The following is a 17,044-nucleotide window of genomic DNA, read 5'->3' on the forward strand; positions in this document are numbered from 1 at the left end:
GGCGAGGGAAGAATATGCCTGGGCCCGTATACATCCTCATGGCCGAGTGGCAGGGGTCGTCATCGTCGCGAGCGATGCAGCTCATCGAGGGTGCTTCTGCCATACGCGAAGACCTCCCCTCGACGACGATCGAGGTACCCGTTCCGCTCGGCGCAGGTGACGCGCTGGGTACGCCAGCACTGCGGCTGAGTAGTGTGCTGCGCTCGCGCGACGCTGCGGCACAGGCACTCCGCGAACTCCAGGCACCGCACATCACGGTGGGGGGCGACTGCGCCTCAACCTTGGCGGGACTCGCCACGTCGATCGCGCGGCACGGTGCGGATCGCCTCGCCGTGCTGTGGTTTGATGCGCATCCCGATCTGCAGCACCCGGCCACCTCTCCGAGCGGTGCCATCTCAGGGATGGCGCTTCGTCACGCGCTCGGCGAGGGAGTCGAAGACCTGGCCTTCGCCGATCCGGTGCGACATGAGTTGCTCACGCTGGTCGGCACACGCGCCTTTGACGACGAGGAAGTCGTTGAAGTCACGTCGCGCGGCATTGCCCACCTTGCGGTACCCACGGACCCCGGGCATGACACCCTCGCGCATGCGGTGGCCGAACGACTCCGATCAACTGGCGCGACCCACGTCTACGTGCACATCGATCTCGACGTGCTCGACCCAGCCGAGTTCGCTGCGGTGCACGCCCCGGAGCCCTTTGGGTTGAGTCTCGCGCAACTCACCGAGTCGGTGCGCAGCGCGGTTGCGACCCTCCCCCTTGCCGGGGCCAACATTAGCGAGTTCGCGCCGCGTGATGCCGAGGCCGCGGCGGCGGATCTCCCGAGCGTGCTGCGCGTGCTCGCGGCCCTCACTTCAGGTGGGCGGGAGGCCGCGTGACGGGGTCACAGGCGGCACCGACTCCCGGTCGCAGCACGCGCCCGTGGCCGCTCGCCGGGCTCGGGTATCTCTACGCCACAGCCATTGGATTCGCCTGGGGCGCACTCTGGAGCACGGGGCCCATCAGGCGCATCGGCGGGCTCTGGGTCTTCACCGGCATGCCGAGGTGGACCTTCGGCCGCGGCGGCAGCTGCGTCGGGGGATGCTATCTCACCGCGCACAACGCGAGCGAGGCGGTGCTCCGCCACGAGCGCGTGCACCGCGAACAGTGGCGGCACTACGGCATGGCGTTGCCCGTTCTCTACCTGCTCTCCGGGCGCGATCCTCTGCGCAACCGATTTGAAATCGAGGCTGGTCTCGAAGACGGCGGATACCTGCCGAAATCGCGGGGCCGCAGATAGACCTGCTCCTTACGCGTGCAGGTCGCGCATCGACCCGAGGATCGCGTCGCGCAGGGTCGGCGGCGCCGCACCCTCGCACGCGCGCCGCACGGCAACGGTGAGTTTCTCGAAGACCTGCTGCTCGTCTCGACATTCGGGGCAGTCGTCGAGGTGCTCGCGAATGGTCTCCGAATCAGTCGCGCACAGCTCGCCGCGTATGAGTTCTTCGAGGTTGGCCTGTGCGTACTCGCAGCCGCATCCACTCATCGTGCACCTCCCGTGTTCGCAACGCTCTGCGCATCAAGACCCACGCCCTGCTCACGCGCATACTCGCCGAGCACACTGCGCAGCTTCGCTCGACCGCGATGCAGACGGCTCATCACCGTTCCGATCGGACGCTCGATGATGTCGGCAATCTCTTGGTAACTGAAGCCCTCGACATCGGCGAGGTAGACCACCATGCGAAATTCCTCGGCGAGATCGTTCAGAGCATCGGTCACTACCGTCGCCGGGGTGCGATCGATCGCCTCGGCCTCGGCAGAGCGCGAGGCCATCGCGGTCGTGGATTCGGCACCGCCCAGCTGCCAGTCTTCAAGATCCTCGACGACCCCAAGGTAAGGTTCGCGCTGCTTCTTTCGGTACGTGTTGATGTACGCATTTGTCATGATGCGGTACAACCAAGCCTTCAGATTTGTGCCCTCGGCGAAGCTCTCGAAAGCGGCGAAGGCCTTCATGAAGGTCTCCTGCACGAGATCCTGCGCGTCTTGAGGGTTTCGCGTCATCTTCATCGCGGCACCGTAGAGTTGATCAAGATACGGCATGGCATCGCGAGTGAACCGGCGCTCGACATCGGCGCGATCGGTTGGCGAAGATTCTGTGCGGCTCACACTTGCACAGCTTACCGGGGGGCGGATCCGCACTCGCTGCACACACTCCTCCGCGACGCGAGTGCGTGTGTCGGGGCGGTCAACCAATGTCAGCGTGACCATGCCACCTCCCCGTTTCCCATCGTGTGCCGGTACACTTCACAACGACTGTCACCCGCGAAATATTCCCCGTTGGAGCTGCCTGAAACATGCTGATCGCCAAGCTGAACTCCGGTCGTGATGACGAGGATCCGGCGGGCCAGGGCGATGCTGGTGCGGGAGTCACCCCGCCCTGGGCGGCACCCCAGGCAACTGGCCCGCTCGCCGCGACCGTCCCACTTCCCGGATCGAAATCGCTCACCGGGCGCGAACTTATCCTGGCGGCACTCGCCGACGGACCGAGCATTCTTCGCGCACCCCTGCATTCGCGCGACTCGGCGCTGATGATCGAGGCGCTGCGGGCTCTGGGTACCACCATTGAAGAGGTCGGCACGCCGGGCCCGTTTGGCTCCGACCTTCGCATCACCCCCGCACAGACACTCACCGGATCGACCAGTATCGAGTGCGGCCTTGCCGGCACCGTGATGCGCTTCATGCCCCCGGTGGCGGCACTCGCGCTCGGCCCGACCGCCTTCGATGGCGACCCGTACGCGCGCAAGCGCCCCATGCGCGCGATCTTGGAGGCGCTCCGCGCCCTCGGTGCCGACATAGCTGACGAGGGCCGCGGCGCGCTTCCCTTCACCGTGCACGGCACGGGATCCCTGCGAGGCGGCCTGGTCGAACTCGACGCCTCGCTCTCAAGCCAGTTCGTATCGGGGCTCCTGCTGAGCGCCGCCCGCTTTGACGAGGGCGTGCACGTGATCCACCGTGGCGCACGGCTGCCCAGCGTGCCCCACATCGAGATGACGCTCGACGTGCTGCGCGCTCGCGGGGTCGAGGCCGACAGCCCGGCACCCGGCGAGTGGCGAGTAGCACCCGGCCCGATCCGCGCGCGCGACCTCACCATCGAACCAGATCTGTCGAACGCTGCACCGTTTCTCGCGGCGGCGCTCGTCGCGGGCGGGCACGTGACCGTGCCGAACTGGCCCGCCACCACCACCCAAGTCGGCGACCAGTTGCGCGGGCTGCTGCCGGCGTTTGGTGCCGAGGTCACGTACACGCCGGGCCCCTCGGGCAGCGGATTGCTCACCGTCACGGGTTCCGGCAAGATTCGCGGGGTTCACCTGCACGTGCCCGAGGCGGGCGAACTCGCCCCGACCCTGGTGGGGCTCGCAGCGCTCGCCGATGAACCGAGCGAGATCACCGGCATTGGGCACATTCGCCATCACGAGACCGACCGCATCGCGGCGCTTGTCGCTGAGATCCGCGGCCTCGGCGGGGGCGCTGACGAGCTCGAAGACGGCATCGCAATTCGCCCCGCCAGCCTGCACAATGGGTTGTGGAAGTCGTACGCCGATCACCGCATGGCCACTACCGGAGCGCTCCTGGGGCTTCGCACCGCGGGCGTTGAGATCGAAGATGTCGAAAGCACGGCGAAAACCCTCCCGCAGTTCACTCAACTCTGGGAGCGCATGCTCGGCGGTGCGGGAGCTGGCAGCGCCTCCGGCGGCAACGGGGTTTTCCCCCTCATGGGCGGCGTGTCGGGCGCATGAGCTGGCTTCCTATCGACGACGACGCAGATGCTGACGAGCCTTACGGCGCGTACGCCGACCTTGAGGTGCGTCAGCGACCGAATCCGAAGGCTAACCGGCCGCGCACCAAGCGACGCCCCGAACACGCCGACGCGGTGATCGGTATGGTCACGGGAGTCGACCGGGGGCGTTACCAGGTGCTCGTCGGCGACTCCCGATCCACGGCAACCGGAGACGTGCGCACCGTCACTGCTGCACGCGCCCGCGAACTGCACCGCACTCCCATCGTGATCGGAGACCGCGCCCAGCTGGTCGGCGACACGAGCGGCGACGAGGGCTCGCTCGCGCGCATCGTCGGGCTCGAGGAGCGACGCACTCTGCTGCGCAGAAGCGCCGACGACTCCGATCGGCTCGAACGCGTGATGGTCGCCAACGCCGACCAGATGCTCATCGTCATCGCGGCCGCGAACCCCGAACCGCGGGTGCGGCTCGTGGATCGCTACCTCGTAGCCGCCTACGACGCGGGCATCTCGCCCCTCATCTGCATCACCAAGACCGACGTCGCTGACCCCGAGCCGTTTCTCTCCCACTTCGCAGCGCTCGAGGTGCCGGTGTTTCGCTCGCGCCCGGGCGACGAGCCACTCCAAGCAATCCGTGAGGCGCTCGCGGGCAAGACGACGGTGTTCGTGGGACACTCTGGGGTCGGCAAATCGACGCTGATTAACGCGCTCGTGCCAGATGCACTGAGGGCCATTGGGCACGTCAACGAGGTCACGGGGCGCGGCCGTCACACATCCTCGTCGTCGGTGGCCTTGCGGGCACTCACGCCGGGGTGTGCGGGCGGCGACCACGGCTGGGTCATCGACACCCCAGGCGTGCGATCGTTCGGTCTGGGGCACGTAACGAGCGACGGGGTGCTTCGAGGGTTCGTAGATCTCGCTTCCCTGATCGATGAGTGCCCGCGCGGGTGCACGCACTCTGGCGACGCCCCCGACTGCGAGCTCGATGCCGCGATCGCAGATGGACGTCTCGATGCCACTGGCGCGGCCCGCGTGGAGTCGCTGCGACGGCTCCTACACTGATCCAGCTTCGCTAGGCTGTTGACATGAGTGAACGCGTCGTACTTGCAGCCGGTCAAACCGCCCCAGATTTCAACCTCCTCGATCAAAGTGGCACCACGGTATCGCTCAGTGAGTTCCGCGGCCAGCGAGTCATCCTCTTTGTCTACCCGGCTGCCATGACCCCCGGCTGCACCACTGAGGCGTGCGATTTCCGTGACTCGCTCGCGCCGCTGCAGGCGGCTGGCTACCAGGTACTCGGCGTCTCCCCCGACGCACCTGAGAAGCAGCAGCGCTTCGCCGAGCGTGACGGTCTCACCTACCCGCTACTGAGCGATCCCGATCATCAGCTTCTGCAGGCCTACGGTGCCTATGGCGAGAAGAGCATGTACGGCAAGACCACGGTTGGTGTCATCCGTTCGACGTTCGTGATTGACGAGAATGGAACCATCGAGCATGCGCTCTACAACGTGAAGGCGACCGGTCACGTCGCCCGCGTGCGGAAGCTTCTGGGTGTCTAGCCTGCCGCGCTGAGTTCAGGGTCTGTGCCCGCAGGGCGCGCAAGCATTGCGGCGAAGAAGCCGACGAGCGCGAGCACCACAAGCCCCCACCCGAGCATCGGGCCGCCGATTGCTCCGCCCATCTGCAGTACCCCGGTTCCCGCGGCAAAGATCAGCACGTGCATGGTAAGTGCGGAGCCGCGGGCCCAACTCGCTCTGGTGCGCGCTGCGCCCCACAGGGTGATGAGCACCCACGCCCAGGAGATAAGCGCTGCGAGCAGAATGCTCAGACGGGGCCCGAGCGGCTCATCGCTCGCCCCAAGAAAGTCCGTCGTGATCGGAACGAGCGCGGCAATCCCGCCGAACGCCTCCACCGCGAGCACCGCCAGCAACACACCCCAGGCGGAACGTGCGCGGCCAGTAACATCGTGTGAACTCGGCATTACGGGTTCCTTTCCAGGAGGTTGCAAATTGGCTATTGATTTGCGCCTTCAACCATGAAACTATATATCTATCGAGTTTCGCGCACGTCGTGGTGGGCAATCTCAGCCCGCAATTTAGGATTTGCGCGAGATCATTACCTACCCGGCCTTGGTTCTTCGCGCATGCACACAAGGAGGAACCACATGGACTGGCGCGAACAGGCAGCTTGCCTCACAGTAGACCCTGAACTCTTTTTTCCGGTCGGCAACACCGGCCCGGCTGTTGACCAGATTGAGCGTGCCAAGTCGGTGTGCGCCCGGTGCAAGGTTACCGAGATGTGCCTGCAGTACGCCATGGACACAGGTCAGGATTCTGGTGTCTGGGGCGGTCTCAGCGAAGATGAGCGTCGGGCGTTGAAGCGTCGCGCCGCTCGCGCGCGCCGCGCCTCCTAGTTTCACGCGAAGGTGAGGCTGGCACACCACCGTGCGCTAAAGCCCGAGACTCCCTCGTCAAACGCAGCGAAACCCCGGACTCGTTCAGTCCGGGGTTTCGCTGCGTTTGGTGTCCTGTCAGTTTCGCACCTCAGCTTCTCTGGTTTCCGAGCCGACGGCCTGCTCCCAGTGCCACTCCGCCCAGGAGAAGCAACAGCGTTGCCGCGAGCATGCCCTGCAACCCTGTCTCCTCTCCGGCACCGGTCACTTCGAGCATCGGCGCTGCTGCCATCATCGCGGGCACCCGATTCTGGGGTGCGGGGGCAGGTAGCACCGCGGCCGGCGTCTCGGGCTCGGAATCGGTCGGGAAGATCACACTTCCGCCTACGTTGCCGAACGCGAAAATGAAGGTGTTTGGTGATCCGTCGTAGGGTTCGAGATTCGGCTTGCCGAAGGAGTATGCCTCGGCACCAACCGCACGCAGCGCCTCGATTGCCAAAGCCTCATTCGCAGCCGCCCCATAGAAGGTGATGAAGGTCAACACCTGTCCCGGGCTCAGCGCGCCAAAGGTGAAGTCGAACAGCGCACCGTGATCGTCGGGCCCGGCGTTGGTGAAGTTCCCGGTGAAGCCAATGTCACTCGGACCGTCAAGCGGGTTTGATGAAGCGAACCCATCGTTGCTGGTAAAGGTGATCGCGACCGCGGTGCCCGTGTCGAGCGTCACGAGCTCGTCAAACTCGGTCGGCTCGATGTCCCAGTCCATGACCCGTCGGTACTGCACCACCGCGATCGTCTCGCCGGTCACGTTCTGGATGGACACGTTGACCTGGTAGAGGTTCGGCGTGAGAGGCGAAGGCACGTACTCGTGCGTGACGCGGAAGACCGGGGCACCCGATTCGTCGTTCACGAGCACGACCGACTTCGCGGTCGAATCCGTCCACTCGAAGCTCTCGAGCGTCAGGTTCTCCCCGCCTTCTCCGAGCTCTGCAATGTTCGCACCACCCCAGGTTCCGGTCGCGGGATCGGCGACACCCCATCCCTCGCACAAGCACCCGGGCGACGTCGCCTCGTTGCCGGTGGGTATGAAGTGCAGCCCCACATCACCCGGGCCAGCCTCCGAGCCTGTGCCGTCATCGGCGTTCAGCTCACCCGTGGGGTTGACCGCGAGGAGGATGGTGCCATTGTCGATGCAGACCGCCGGATAGCACGGGTCTCCCGGTTCGGGGACCGTCGGTGTCTCCGCGAACACGGTCACCGTTGGTTCTGTAACCTCGCTCTTCAACACGGCTTCGACATCCTCGTCGGTGGTAACCACCTCCAGTGGAGCCACGGGTTCTGGTTCGAAGGCAGGCGCGGGCGCTGGTTCAGTAACGGGCGCCGGTTCGGGCGCCGGTTCGGGCGCCGGCGCCTCCACCGTCTCCAAAGTCACCTCTTCCGCGGGCGGACCATCGTCCGCATACGCAATTGCTGGCGCAAAGACCAGACTTGCGACGCAGAGTAGGGCGCCGGCGACAAAGCCAACCCCCTGCTTCCGCTGACTCGATTTCCGATGATAGATCAACGTAGACATGGTTAGGGTCCCAACTCACAAAGTGGCGTTCCCCTATTGCTCGCATCCTAACAAGAGCGATCCCATATCACAATCACTTGCGTACCCGCACCAAGGACCCTCCGACCTGCCTGAATCCGCGCACACCAAACACCACATACCCGGTGTGCGGCATGCGGTGTGGGGTGTGGGGTGTGCGCGCGGCTTGCCTCAGTCGGTGCCGGAGTCGAACGCGGCCGACAGGCCCAGCTCGTCGGCTTCCTCGTCGATACCCGACACCGCATCGGCGATTTTCTCGGCGCCGCCTCGCTCAAGCTCACCCACGAGCTCCGCGGTCGGGCCACCCACGAGGCCCAGCTGCGCGTACTGCTCCAGGCGAGCGCGGGAATCGGCAATGTCGAGGTTGCGCATCGTGAGCTGGCCGATACGATCCTCGGGGCCGAACGCAGCACCGATGGTGCGCTCCATCGAGAGCTTCTCGGGGTGGTAGCTGAGGTTTGGTCCGGTGGTGTTCAGGATCGTGTAGTCGTCGCCGCGGCGCAGTCGCAACGTGACCTCGCCAGAGATCGCGGATCCTACCCAGCGCTGAATCGACTCGCGCAGCATGAGCGACTGCGGGTCAAGCCAGCGCCCCTCGTACATCAGTCGTCCGAGTCGGCGGCCCTCGTTGTGGTACGAAGCGACCGTATCTTCGTTGTGAATCGCGTTCAGCAACCGCTCGTAGGCGATGTGCAGCAGCGCCATGCCGGGCGCCTCGTAGATGCCACGCGACTTTGCCTCAATGATCCTGTTTTCGATCTGGTCGCTGACGCCGAGCCCGTGACGGCCGCCGATGGAATTGGCTTCGAGCACGAGAGCGACGGGATCCGCAAATTCAACCCCGTTGATCGCGACCGGGCGACCGGCCTCAAACGTGACCGACACCTCTTCCGTGGCGACCTCAACATCGTCGCGCCACGCGGCGACGCCCATGATCGGCTCGATAATGTCGAGTCCGGTGTCGAGAAACTCGAGTTTCTTCGCCTCGTGCGTCGCGCCCCAAATATTCGCGTCGGTCGAGTAGGCCTTCTCCGTCGCGTCGCGGTACGGGAAACCGCGCTCAACGAGCCATTCGCTCATTTCGTGGCGCCCGCCCAACTCCTCGACGAAGCTCGAGTCGAGCCAGGGCTTGTAGATACGCAGCCCCGGGTTGGCCATGAGACCGTACCGATAGAACCGCTCGATGTCATTGCCCTTGTAGGTGGAACCGTCACCCCAAATGTCGACGCCGTCGTCTTTCATCGCGCGCACCAGCAGGGTGCCCGTGACTGCGCGTCCGAGTGGCGTGGTGTTGAAGTAGGTCTTGCCACCCGAGCGCACGTTGAACGCACCGCACTGCAGGGCCACCAGGCCCTCCTCTACGAGCGGAAGCTTCGCGTCAACGAGGCGCGCGATCTCGGCACCGTATTCGGTCGCGCGCCCGGCGACCCCATCGATATCGGGCTCGTCGTACTGACCAATATCGGCGGTATAGGTGCAGGGAATCGCACCCTTCTCGCGCATCCACGCGACCGCGCAACTGGTGTCGAGACCGCCGGAAAAGGCGATGCCGACACGCTCGCCTACGGGCAGGGAAGAAAGAACCTTAGACATGCCCTCTAGTCTAGAGGCCCGACACCCTGCCTACAGTACGTCGAAGGTGCGAGGATCCGGGCCGAAGTTCTGGCCCGCCTCGAGCGAGCCGATCGCCGCCATCTGCGCCTCGGTGAGGGTGAAATCAAACACGTCGGCATTCTCGAGCATCCGCTTCTTGCGAGTGGTCTTCGGAAAGACAATGGTTCCTTGTTGCACGTGCCAGCGCAGCACCACCTGAGCCGGGGACTTCGAGTGCGCAACGCCAGCGTTCGTGATCTCCGGGCGTCTCAGGAGATCACTCTTCCCCTGGGCGAGTGGACCCCAGGCCTCAACGGCGATGCCGTTGGCTTTGCAGTATGCGCGCAGCTCACGCCGCTGATGGAACGGGTGCAATTCGATCTGGTTCACGGCAGGCACAACCCCGGTCTCCTCGTGCAGCTCGCGCAGGTGCTCAACCTCGAAGTTCGAGACGCCGATCGACTCGGTCAGCCCCGCGCCGACCAGTTGCACCATTCCGCGCCAGGCCTCCAACGCGGTACCCAGCATGGGCATCGGCCAGTGGATCAGGTACAGATCGAGTCGATCAAGCCCGAGTCGATCGAGGCTCTTCTCGAACGCGCTGCGCGGATCCTCATGATCGGTATTCCAAAGCTTCGTGGTGATAAACAGTTCGTCGCGTGGGATGCCGCTCTGCGCAATCGCGCGGCCCACCCCATCTTCGTTGTGGTAAATAAACGCCGTGTCGATGTGGCGGTACCCGACTTCAAGCGCCTCGCTGACAATGCGCTCAGTCTCACCGGGTTCGACCTTGAATACTCCGAGCCCCAATTGGGGAATTCGATGGCCATCATTCAACGCGATCGAGGGGATCGGTAGAGCAGTCATGCGTCACTCCTTGTGAACGGGCTATCAAACAGATTACGAAACTACTGGCGAATCCAGCTTATCCACCACGATCCCAGGTCAAGCGCCCCACCCCGTGACCGCGATAATAGAGTAATGAAAATCGAGTTTCCGCCAGAGCTGCCCGTCAGCCAAATGCGGAGCGAGATTGAGGCCGCCATCTCGAAGCATCAGGTCGTGATCGTCGCGGGCGAGACTGGCTCGGGCAAGACGACCCAACTCCCGAAGATCGCCCTTGCGCTCGGTCGCGAGCGTATCGCCCACACCCAGCCCCGCCGCATCGCCGCCCGCACCATCGCGGAGCGCATCGCGGAGGAGCTGGGTTCAGAGCTCGGCGATCTCGTGGGCTACCAGGTGCGCTTCACCGACAAGGTCAGCGCGAACACGCGGATCCGCCTTATGACCGACGGCATCTTGCTGAACGCGATCCACCGCGACCGCGATCTGTTGGCGTACGACACGATCATCATCGACGAGGCGCACGAACGCAGCCTCAACATCGATTTCCTGATCGGATACCTGCAGACCCTCCTCCCCCGCCGCCCCGACCTCAAGGTCATCATCACCTCGGCGACGATCGACCCGGCGTCGTTCGCCGCCCACTTCGCCGACCCTCGCACCGGTGAACCCGCGCCGATCATCGAGGTGTCGGGTCGCACGTATCCGGTCGAGATTCGCTATCGCCCGCTCGTCGAGGAAATCGAGGTGCCGGATCCGAAGGGTGGCCCCCCGAAGATACGCAAGGTCGAGCGAGACATGTTTGATGCGATCGGCGAGGCGGTCGACGAGCTCGCGAAGGAGCAGCCGGGTGACGTGCTCGTCTTCCTCTCGGGCGAGGCCGAGATCCGCGATGCCGCGGACGTGCTGAACGGCCGCCTCCGCGCGAGCGGCCGGAGCACCCGGACGGAGATCCTGCCGCTCTACGGGCGTCTCAGCGCCGCGGAGCAGCACCGCGTGTTTGAGCGCCGCAGCGGCGCCAGTGCCGGGGCCCGCCGGATCGTGCTCGCGACCAACGTCGCCGAGACGAGCCTCACCGTTCCGGGCATCCGATATGTCATCGATGCCGGCACCGCACGCATCTCGCGCTACAGCTCGCGCAGCAAGGTGCAGCGCCTCCCCATCGAGGCGATCGCGCAGGCGAGCGCAAACCAGCGCTCGGGCCGCTCGGGCCGCACGAGCCCCGGCATCGCGATCCGCCTGTACAGCGAGGAAGATTACGCGGCCCGGCCCGCATACACCGAGCCCGAGATTCTCCGCACCGGCCTCGCGAGCGTCATCTTGCAGATGCTTGCCCTTGATCTCGGCGAGATCGGCGACTACCCGTTCCTCACCCCTCCCGACAGCCGCGGCGTGAGCGACGGACTGGGCCTGCTGCTTGAGCTGGGAGCGGTGTCGAAGCACGGCAAGACGCATCGCATCACCAAGGTCGGGCGCGAACTGTCGCGCCTTCCCATCGAGCCGCGATTTGCCCGCATGGTCATCGAAGCCCGCCGGCACGATGTCCTTCCCCAGGTGCTCGCGATCGTCGCGGGCCTCACCATTCAAGACGTGCGCGAACGCCCGCAGGCAGAGCGGGGCAAGGCCGACGAACTGCACGCACGATTCGCCGATCCGCTGGGCGACCTCATGTCGCTACTGAATCTTTGGAACTATCTGCAAGAACAGCAGCAGGCGCTTTCGTCAAGCGCGTTTCGGCGCCTTTGCAAGGCCGAGTTTCTGAACTTTCTGCGCGTGCGCGAGTGGATGGATCTCGTGCGCCAGCTCGAGCGCATCGCACGGCCAGGGCGATCCACGGCTCGCGAGCAGGCGTCCCGGAGGCTGGAGAAACCTCAGAACACACCCCAAGAGCTACCCACAGCGGCGGGCGGATCGGCAGAGGCGATCCACCGCTCGGTGCTCGCGGGGCTACTCTCGCACCTCGGCGTGCGCGACGACCGGCAAGATCGGCGCGCACCGCAGGGCCGCCGCAAGCCCGCGCAAGAATACCTGGGCTCGCGCGGCACCCGCTTCGCGCTGTACCCAGGCTCGAGCCTCGCGAAGCGCCCACCCGAAGTCGTGATGAGCGTCGAACTCGTTGAAACCAGCAGACTCTTCGCGCGGGGCAACGCCGCAGTCGACCCCGCCTGGGCTGAAGAACTCGCGGGTCCGCTCGCCAAACGGCAACTCGGTGAGCCGCACTGGGAGCGCAAGCAGGGCGCCGCGGTTGCGTATGAGCGTGTCACCCTCTACGGGGTTCCCATTGTGGATCGCCGCCGCGTGTTGCTCTCGCGCTTCGACGCGGTGCACGCTCGAGAACTCTTCATCCGGCACGCGCTCGTCGAGGGCGACTGGGATTCGCCCCAGGCCTTCGACCGGGCAAACCGTCAGTTGCGCCGCGAGCTCGAGCAGCTCGAGGAGCGCACCCGCCAGCGCGGGCTCGTGGGTGACGACGATCGCGTGTTCGAGTTCTACGACGCGCGTGTACCCGCCGAGGTCACCAGCGTGCGGGATTTCGAGGGGTGGTGGGGCAAGGCACAGCGCGCGACACCCAAGCTGCTCTCGATGCGCCGCGAGGACCTGCTCGAGGAGGAGGCCCCGGAGGTCGACGAGCGTGAGTTCCCACGCGAGTGGCGGCACGGCGACCAGACGCTCAGGTTGCGCTACCGGTTTGAACCGGGTTCCGACGACGACGGGGTCACCGTGACGGTTCCCCTGCCGCTCCTGCCACGCATCGACGGCCGGGAGTTCGAGAAACTCGTGCCCGGGCTGCGCGAAGAACTCGTCACCGCCCTGATCAAGACGCTGCCCAAGGCGATCCGCAAACACGTGGTGCCCGCCGGCGACTGGGCGCGAACGCTGCTGCAGGCAGTGGGCCCGCAGCTCGACCGCCGCGACGCTCAGACATCCGGCACCACCCACGCGGGCACCGGGCCGTCAGACACCGCAGATACGCTCACCGCGCTGCTCGCGGCCGAGATCCGCCGCCGCACGAGCGTGCAGGTGACCGCGGCTGATTTCGACGTCGCCCGGCTCCCCGCGCACCTCACCCCCACCTTTCGTGTCGTCGACGCGCGTGGCCGCAGCGTCGGCACCGGAAAGAACCTGACCGAGCTGCAGGCCGCTCACAAGGAGCAGTCGACCCGCGGTGTCGCCCGGGTGGCCGCGGCCGCGCAGGCGCGCAGCGAACTCGAACACAAGGGTGCCACCAGCTGGATATTTGGCGACCTCCCGCAGCACGTCGACACCGCGTTCTCTGGCGGGCGCGGGGGCGGCGGGGTCGTGCGCGCCTACCCGGCGATTGTGGATCGTCGCACCAGCGTCGACCTCATGCTGGTGGCAGATGCGGGTGAGCAGGCCAGGCTCTCGATCCGCGGCCTACGCCGGCTTGTGGCGCTCAGTTCCCCGTCGCCCGCGAGCTACATTCGCGAACACCTGTCAAACTCCGAGAAGCTGCTTCTCGCGGCCGGGCCCTACCGCTCTCTCTATCAGGCGATCGCCGATGTGTCGCTCGCGGTCGCCGACAAGCTCATCAGGAAGCATGCCCCGAGCGGCATGGTGTGGCGGGCCGCCGAATTCGAGGCGATCGCGAATGACTACGCGGCCGCGCTCATCGACGAGATCTATGGCACGATCGCGCTCACCGCGCGCGTGCTCGAGGGAGCGCGCCAGGCGCGGAAGGCCATCAAGGCAGCCAAGTCGTTGCAGGTGCTCAGCCAGGTATCCGACGCAGCGACGCAACTCGATCTACTCGTGTGGGCCGCGGCTGGTGGCGACGGCTTCGTCTCCCGCACGGGCAGCGCGCGACTCGAGCGTCTGCCCGTGTACCTCGAGGCGATCCGCCATCGCATGAACCAGCTCACCGCGCAGCCCGGCCGCGACCGCGCCTGGCAAAACGAGGTGGATCGCGCGCTGGAACTCTTCGCCGAGGCCGGGGGCGTGATTCCACTGCCAGCCGATGCGCCACCGCATCTGGTGCGGGCCCGGTGGCTCATCGAGGAGCTGCGAGTCAGCCTCTTCGCACAGCACCTGCGCACCGCGGAGCCGGCTTCTCTCGCGCGCATACAGAAATCACTGACAGAGCACTAGAATCACCCGGTGGGCATATATCGCGAACTCAGCCGCAGCCCGGGGGTCTTCCGCATCCTTGCAGCGCAGCTCCTCGCGCGCTTCCCGTTCGGGATGCTGTCGATCACCGTGCTGCTGCACATCCAACTGACCTATGGCAATTACACCTCGGCCGGGCTCATTCTCGCCGCCCAGAGCATCGGCCAGGCAATCTCGGGTCCCCTCGCGAGCAGGCTCATGGGCCGCTTAGGTATGCGACCGGTGTTGACCGCCACCACCATCGTATGCACCGCCCTGCTCGTCACGATAGCCCTCACTCATTTCCCGATCGCAGTTCTCACCGCCATCGCGTTTGTCGTTGGGCTCACAACGCCGCCGATCACGCCGGCCGTGCGCACCCTATACCCCACCATGGTTCCGGGAAACCGGCTCACCGGGCTCTTCTCTCTCGACGCTTCCGCGCAGGAGATCATCTGGATCATCGGTCCGGTGGTTGCCGTCGTCATCTCGGGCCAGATCAGTACCGTCTGGGGCCTGCTCATCGCGGCGGGCTTCATGTTTGTCGGTGGGTTCTGGTTCATTCTGAGCCCAGAGGTGGGGCGGATCACGGTCCCACCCTCACGTCGCCGCCTGGGGGCGGTGCTCACCCGGCCCACCGTCGTGGTCTCGACCGTGCTGACCTTCTTCTTCGTCGCGTCTTTCGCCGCAGTCGAGGCGGGCATCGTCGCCGCCTTCGGACACGGTGGGATCGAAGCGGGCATCATCCTTGCGATCTTCTCGGCCGGATCCGTTGTGGGCGGGCTGATCCTCGGGCACCGAGACGTGCGCCCGTGGTCGATGTTCTGGCGGGTCATGATCGTGCTCGTTGGCACCTTGCTGTGCCTGGTGAGCCTGAACCCAATCTGGCTGTCAATCGTGCTGTTCTTTGGTGGCGCGGGTATCGCCCCGTTCTTCGCCGCGTCACTTGCGATCGTGAGCTCAACGGTGAAGTTCTCAGAGACAGCAGAAGCGTACGGCTGGGTCGGCACCGGAATGCTTGTAGGGGTCGCACTTGGCTCCGCTGCTGCGGGCGTCGCCATCGATCAAGTTGGCGCGAATGGTGGGATCATCGTGTCGGCGGCATTGCTGATCGCCACCGCAATTACGGCGGTCATCGCGGTGCCCTGGGTGCCCGATCTTCGCGGTAGGGATGCGAGCCCCCTTGCCGACACCGAGCCGGTACGCCTTCCCCCGCTGTAGCGAAAACCACGACGGAATCCGTCGCTGCAGGCCTGATCCACTATCGAAAAGGATTGATTCTGCGAATCGTCAGTGCCGCGCCCACCTGATGTGGAGTTGCCTGGCCTGGTGTGTCAAACTGGCTGCACCCGTCAACGATGAAGTGCACTGAGGAGTGAATGATTCATGGGCAAATACGCCGTCATTAACCCGGCTACTGGCGAAGAACTCGCCACCTACCCCGATGCCACCGCCGCTGAAATTGAGCAGGCCATCGCGTCGGCCCAGCAGGCATACACCGCGTGGTCGCGCACCACCACCGTCGCCGAGCGTGCGGCACTGGCGCAGCGTGCAGCCGACCTGTTCGTGGAGCGCAAGGAAGAACTCGGTGCGATCATCAATCGCGAGATGGGTAAGCCCCTCGCCGACGCGATCGGTGAGGTCGAGTTCTCGGCTGGCATCATCAGCGCGTTCGCCAAGAACGCCGAAGAGTGGCTTGCAGACGAGGTGCTCAACGTTGAAGACGGAATGAAAACCTTCGTCCGCAACCAGGGCATCGGCGTCATTCTCGGCATCATGCCGTGGAACTACCCGTACTATCAGGTCGCGCGTTTCGCTGCCCCGAACATGATTCTCGGCAACACCATCGTATTGAAACACGCGAACCAGTGCCCCGAGTCGGCGCTCGCGATCGAGACAATCTTCCGCGACGCGGGGTTCCCCGAGGGTGCCTATGTCAACATTTTCGCGACGCACGAGCAGATTGCAGACATCATCGCTGATGATCGCATTCAGGGTGTCTCGCTCACCGGCAGCGAACGCGCAGGTGCCATCATCGGCGAGCAGGCTGGCCGCGCGCTCAAGAAGTGTGTGCTCGAGTTGGGTGGCAGTGACGTGTTCCTCGTGCTCGACACCGACAATCTCGACCACGCGGTCGAGCACGCGGTCATGGGCCGCATGGAGAACACGGGCCAGGCTTGCAACGGTTCCAAGCGCATCGTGGTGCTCGACAAGTACTACGATGAGTTCGCCGCGAAGTACAAGGCAGCCATCGGCGGCCTGAGCTACGGCGACGACTTCGGCCCGCTCTCGAGCGACGCTGCGACACAGACCCTCGCCGCGCAGGTGCAGAGTGCGCTCGATCAGGGCGCCACGGTACTTGTCGGCGACAACGAGCCTGAGGGCAACGTGTTCACCCCGACGGTACTCACCGACATCACCCCTTCGATGGACGTGTACAGCGAGGAGCTCTTCGGGCCCGTCGCGCAGCTCTACCGCGTATCCAGCGATGAAGAGGCCATCACGCTCGCGAATTCCTCGCCGTACGGCCTCGGCTCAGTCATCATCTGCGACGATTTGGAGCGCGCTGAGCGCGTCGGTAACCAACTCGACGTGGGCATGGTCTTCATCGGCGGCGCCGGCCTCGAGGGCGTTGACGTGCCCTTCGGCGGCGTGAAAAAGTCGGGCTTCGGCCGCGAGATGGGCAAGGGCGGCATGCTCGAGTTCGCAAACAAGAAGCTCTTCCGCTTCGCTGAATAGTTTCAGCTGCTGA

Annotated in this window: 15 protein-coding genes; 9 read left to right on the top strand and 6 right to left on the bottom strand. The window is 65.2% G+C overall.

Annotated features, from left to right (window positions below; genetic code table 11):
- Positions 1-14: 14 nt before the first annotated feature.
- Both ACTNFK_RS09105 and ACTNFK_RS09110 read left to right on the top strand, forming a co-directional pair.
- Positions 15-875: an arginase family protein gene (locus ACTNFK_RS09105; RefSeq protein ID WP_435936903.1), complete on the top strand. Its 861-nt coding sequence runs from the start codon at positions 15-17 to the stop codon at positions 873-875.
- Positions 872-1,276 carry a Fe-S oxidoreductase gene (locus ACTNFK_RS09110; protein WP_435936902.1) on the top strand — a complete coding sequence of 135 codons (405 nt, stop codon included), beginning with the start codon at positions 872-874 and terminating at the stop codon, positions 1,274-1,276. The genes ACTNFK_RS09105 and ACTNFK_RS09110 overlap by 4 nt, the downstream gene beginning before the upstream one ends.
- Positions 1,277-1,285: 9 nt before the next feature.
- Here the strand turns inward: ACTNFK_RS09110 and ACTNFK_RS09115 are convergent, their stop codons facing one another.
- The gene (locus ACTNFK_RS09115) at positions 1,286-1,522 is read right to left on the bottom strand and encodes a zf-HC2 domain-containing protein (protein ID WP_433646912.1); all 237 of its coding nucleotides are present in this window, start codon (positions 1,520-1,522) and stop codon (positions 1,286-1,288) included.
- Positions 1,519-2,076, bottom strand: coding sequence for a sigma-70 family RNA polymerase sigma factor (locus ACTNFK_RS09120; RefSeq protein WP_445117216.1), 558 nt, complete (start codon positions 2,074-2,076; stop codon positions 1,519-1,521). The genes ACTNFK_RS09115 and ACTNFK_RS09120 overlap by 4 nt, the downstream gene beginning before the upstream one ends.
- A gap of 254 nt (positions 2,077-2,330) precedes the next feature.
- On the opposite strand from ACTNFK_RS09120, the gene aroA reads away from it, so the two are divergent.
- From aroA to bcp, 3 genes are read left to right on the top strand one after another with little or no spacing between them, the layout of a single operon-like run.
- Complete coding sequence (gene aroA / locus ACTNFK_RS09125) at positions 2,331-3,773, top strand: 3-phosphoshikimate 1-carboxyvinyltransferase (protein WP_435936901.1); 1,443 nt, start codon at positions 2,331-2,333, stop codon at positions 3,771-3,773.
- A complete protein-coding gene (gene rsgA / locus ACTNFK_RS09130) occupies positions 3,770-4,834 on the top strand; it encodes a ribosome small subunit-dependent GTPase A (RefSeq protein ID WP_435936900.1) in 1,065 nt (354 codons plus the stop codon). Before aroA ends, rsgA begins: the two co-directional genes overlap by 4 nt.
- 23 nt (positions 4,835-4,857) lie before the next feature.
- The gene (bcp, locus tag ACTNFK_RS09135; protein WP_435936899.1) at positions 4,858-5,331 is read left to right on the top strand and encodes a thioredoxin-dependent thiol peroxidase; all 474 of its coding nucleotides are present in this window, start codon (positions 4,858-4,860) and stop codon (positions 5,329-5,331) included.
- Here bcp and ACTNFK_RS09140 read toward each other — a convergent pair.
- Positions 5,328-5,753: a hypothetical protein gene (locus tag ACTNFK_RS09140; protein WP_435936898.1), complete on the bottom strand. Its 426-nt coding sequence runs from the start codon at positions 5,751-5,753 to the stop codon at positions 5,328-5,330. The genes bcp and ACTNFK_RS09140 overlap by 4 nt on opposite strands.
- Positions 5,754-5,936: 183 nt before the next feature.
- On the opposite strand from ACTNFK_RS09140, the gene ACTNFK_RS09145 reads away from it, so the two are divergent.
- Positions 5,937-6,185 (top strand): WhiB family transcriptional regulator, encoded by a 249-nt coding sequence (locus tag ACTNFK_RS09145; protein WP_433646905.1) that lies wholly within the window; start codon positions 5,937-5,939, stop codon positions 6,183-6,185.
- Between the two features lie 130 nt (positions 6,186-6,315).
- Here ACTNFK_RS09145 and ACTNFK_RS09150 read toward each other — a convergent pair whose 3' ends face one another.
- The 3 genes from ACTNFK_RS09150 to ACTNFK_RS09160 form a co-directional block, all read right to left on the bottom strand.
- Positions 6,316-7,494, bottom strand: coding sequence for a hypothetical protein (locus tag ACTNFK_RS09150; protein WP_435936897.1), 1,179 nt, complete (start codon positions 7,492-7,494; stop codon positions 6,316-6,318).
- A 429-nt stretch (positions 7,495-7,923) separates the two neighbouring features.
- Positions 7,924-9,345 (bottom strand): argininosuccinate synthase, encoded by a 1,422-nt coding sequence (argG, locus tag ACTNFK_RS09155; protein WP_435936896.1) that lies wholly within the window; start codon positions 9,343-9,345, stop codon positions 7,924-7,926.
- A gap of 30 nt (positions 9,346-9,375) precedes the next feature.
- A complete protein-coding gene (locus tag ACTNFK_RS09160) occupies positions 9,376-10,212 on the bottom strand; it encodes an aldo/keto reductase (RefSeq protein ID WP_435936895.1) in 837 nt (278 codons plus the stop codon).
- A gap of 114 nt (positions 10,213-10,326) precedes the next feature.
- On the opposite strand from ACTNFK_RS09160, the gene hrpA reads away from it, so the two are divergent.
- The 3 genes from hrpA (at position 10,327) to ACTNFK_RS09175 (ending at position 17,031) form a co-directional block, all read left to right on the top strand.
- The gene (hrpA, locus tag ACTNFK_RS09165; RefSeq protein ID WP_435936894.1) at positions 10,327-14,295 is read left to right on the top strand and encodes an ATP-dependent RNA helicase HrpA; all 3,969 of its coding nucleotides are present in this window, start codon (positions 10,327-10,329) and stop codon (positions 14,293-14,295) included.
- 9 nt (positions 14,296-14,304) lie between these two features.
- On the top strand, positions 14,305-15,513 hold the full coding sequence (locus ACTNFK_RS09170) for an MFS transporter (RefSeq protein WP_435936893.1): 1,209 nt from the start codon (positions 14,305-14,307) through the stop codon (positions 15,511-15,513).
- Between the two features lie 165 nt (positions 15,514-15,678).
- On the top strand, positions 15,679-17,031 hold the full coding sequence (locus ACTNFK_RS09175; RefSeq protein WP_435936892.1) for an NAD-dependent succinate-semialdehyde dehydrogenase: 1,353 nt from the start codon (positions 15,679-15,681) through the stop codon (positions 17,029-17,031).
- Positions 17,032-17,044: the final 13 nt, after the last annotated feature.

Source organism: Leucobacter fengyongliangi (assembly GCF_052386045.1).

Coding starts and splice junctions, on each gene's coding strand:
- bcp (WP_435936899.1), top strand. CDS start 4,858: ATGAGTGAACGCGTCGTACTTGCAGCCGGTCAAACCGCCCCAGATTTC.
- ACTNFK_RS09120 (WP_445117216.1), bottom strand. CDS start 2,076: ATGCCGTATCTTGATCAACTCTACGGTGCCGCGATGAAGATGACGCGA.
- ACTNFK_RS09105 (WP_435936903.1), top strand. CDS start 15: ATGCCTGGGCCCGTATACATCCTCATGGCCGAGTGGCAGGGGTCGTCA.
- rsgA (WP_435936900.1), top strand. CDS start 3,770: ATGAGCTGGCTTCCTATCGACGACGACGCAGATGCTGACGAGCCTTAC.
- ACTNFK_RS09160 (WP_435936895.1), bottom strand. CDS start 10,212: ATGACTGCTCTACCGATCCCCTCGATCGCGTTGAATGATGGCCATCGA.
- ACTNFK_RS09140 (WP_435936898.1), bottom strand. CDS start 5,753: ATGCCGAGTTCACACGATGTTACTGGCCGCGCACGTTCCGCCTGGGGT.
- ACTNFK_RS09145 (WP_433646905.1), top strand. CDS start 5,937: ATGGACTGGCGCGAACAGGCAGCTTGCCTCACAGTAGACCCTGAACTC.
- ACTNFK_RS09175 (WP_435936892.1), top strand. CDS start 15,679: ATGGGCAAATACGCCGTCATTAACCCGGCTACTGGCGAAGAACTCGCC.
- argG (WP_435936896.1), bottom strand. CDS start 9,345: ATGTCTAAGGTTCTTTCTTCCCTGCCCGTAGGCGAGCGTGTCGGCATC.
- hrpA (WP_435936894.1), top strand. CDS start 10,327: ATGAAAATCGAGTTTCCGCCAGAGCTGCCCGTCAGCCAAATGCGGAGC.
- ACTNFK_RS09115 (WP_433646912.1), bottom strand. CDS start 1,522: ATGAGTGGATGCGGCTGCGAGTACGCACAGGCCAACCTCGAAGAACTC.
- aroA (WP_435936901.1), top strand. CDS start 2,331: ATGCTGATCGCCAAGCTGAACTCCGGTCGTGATGACGAGGATCCGGCG.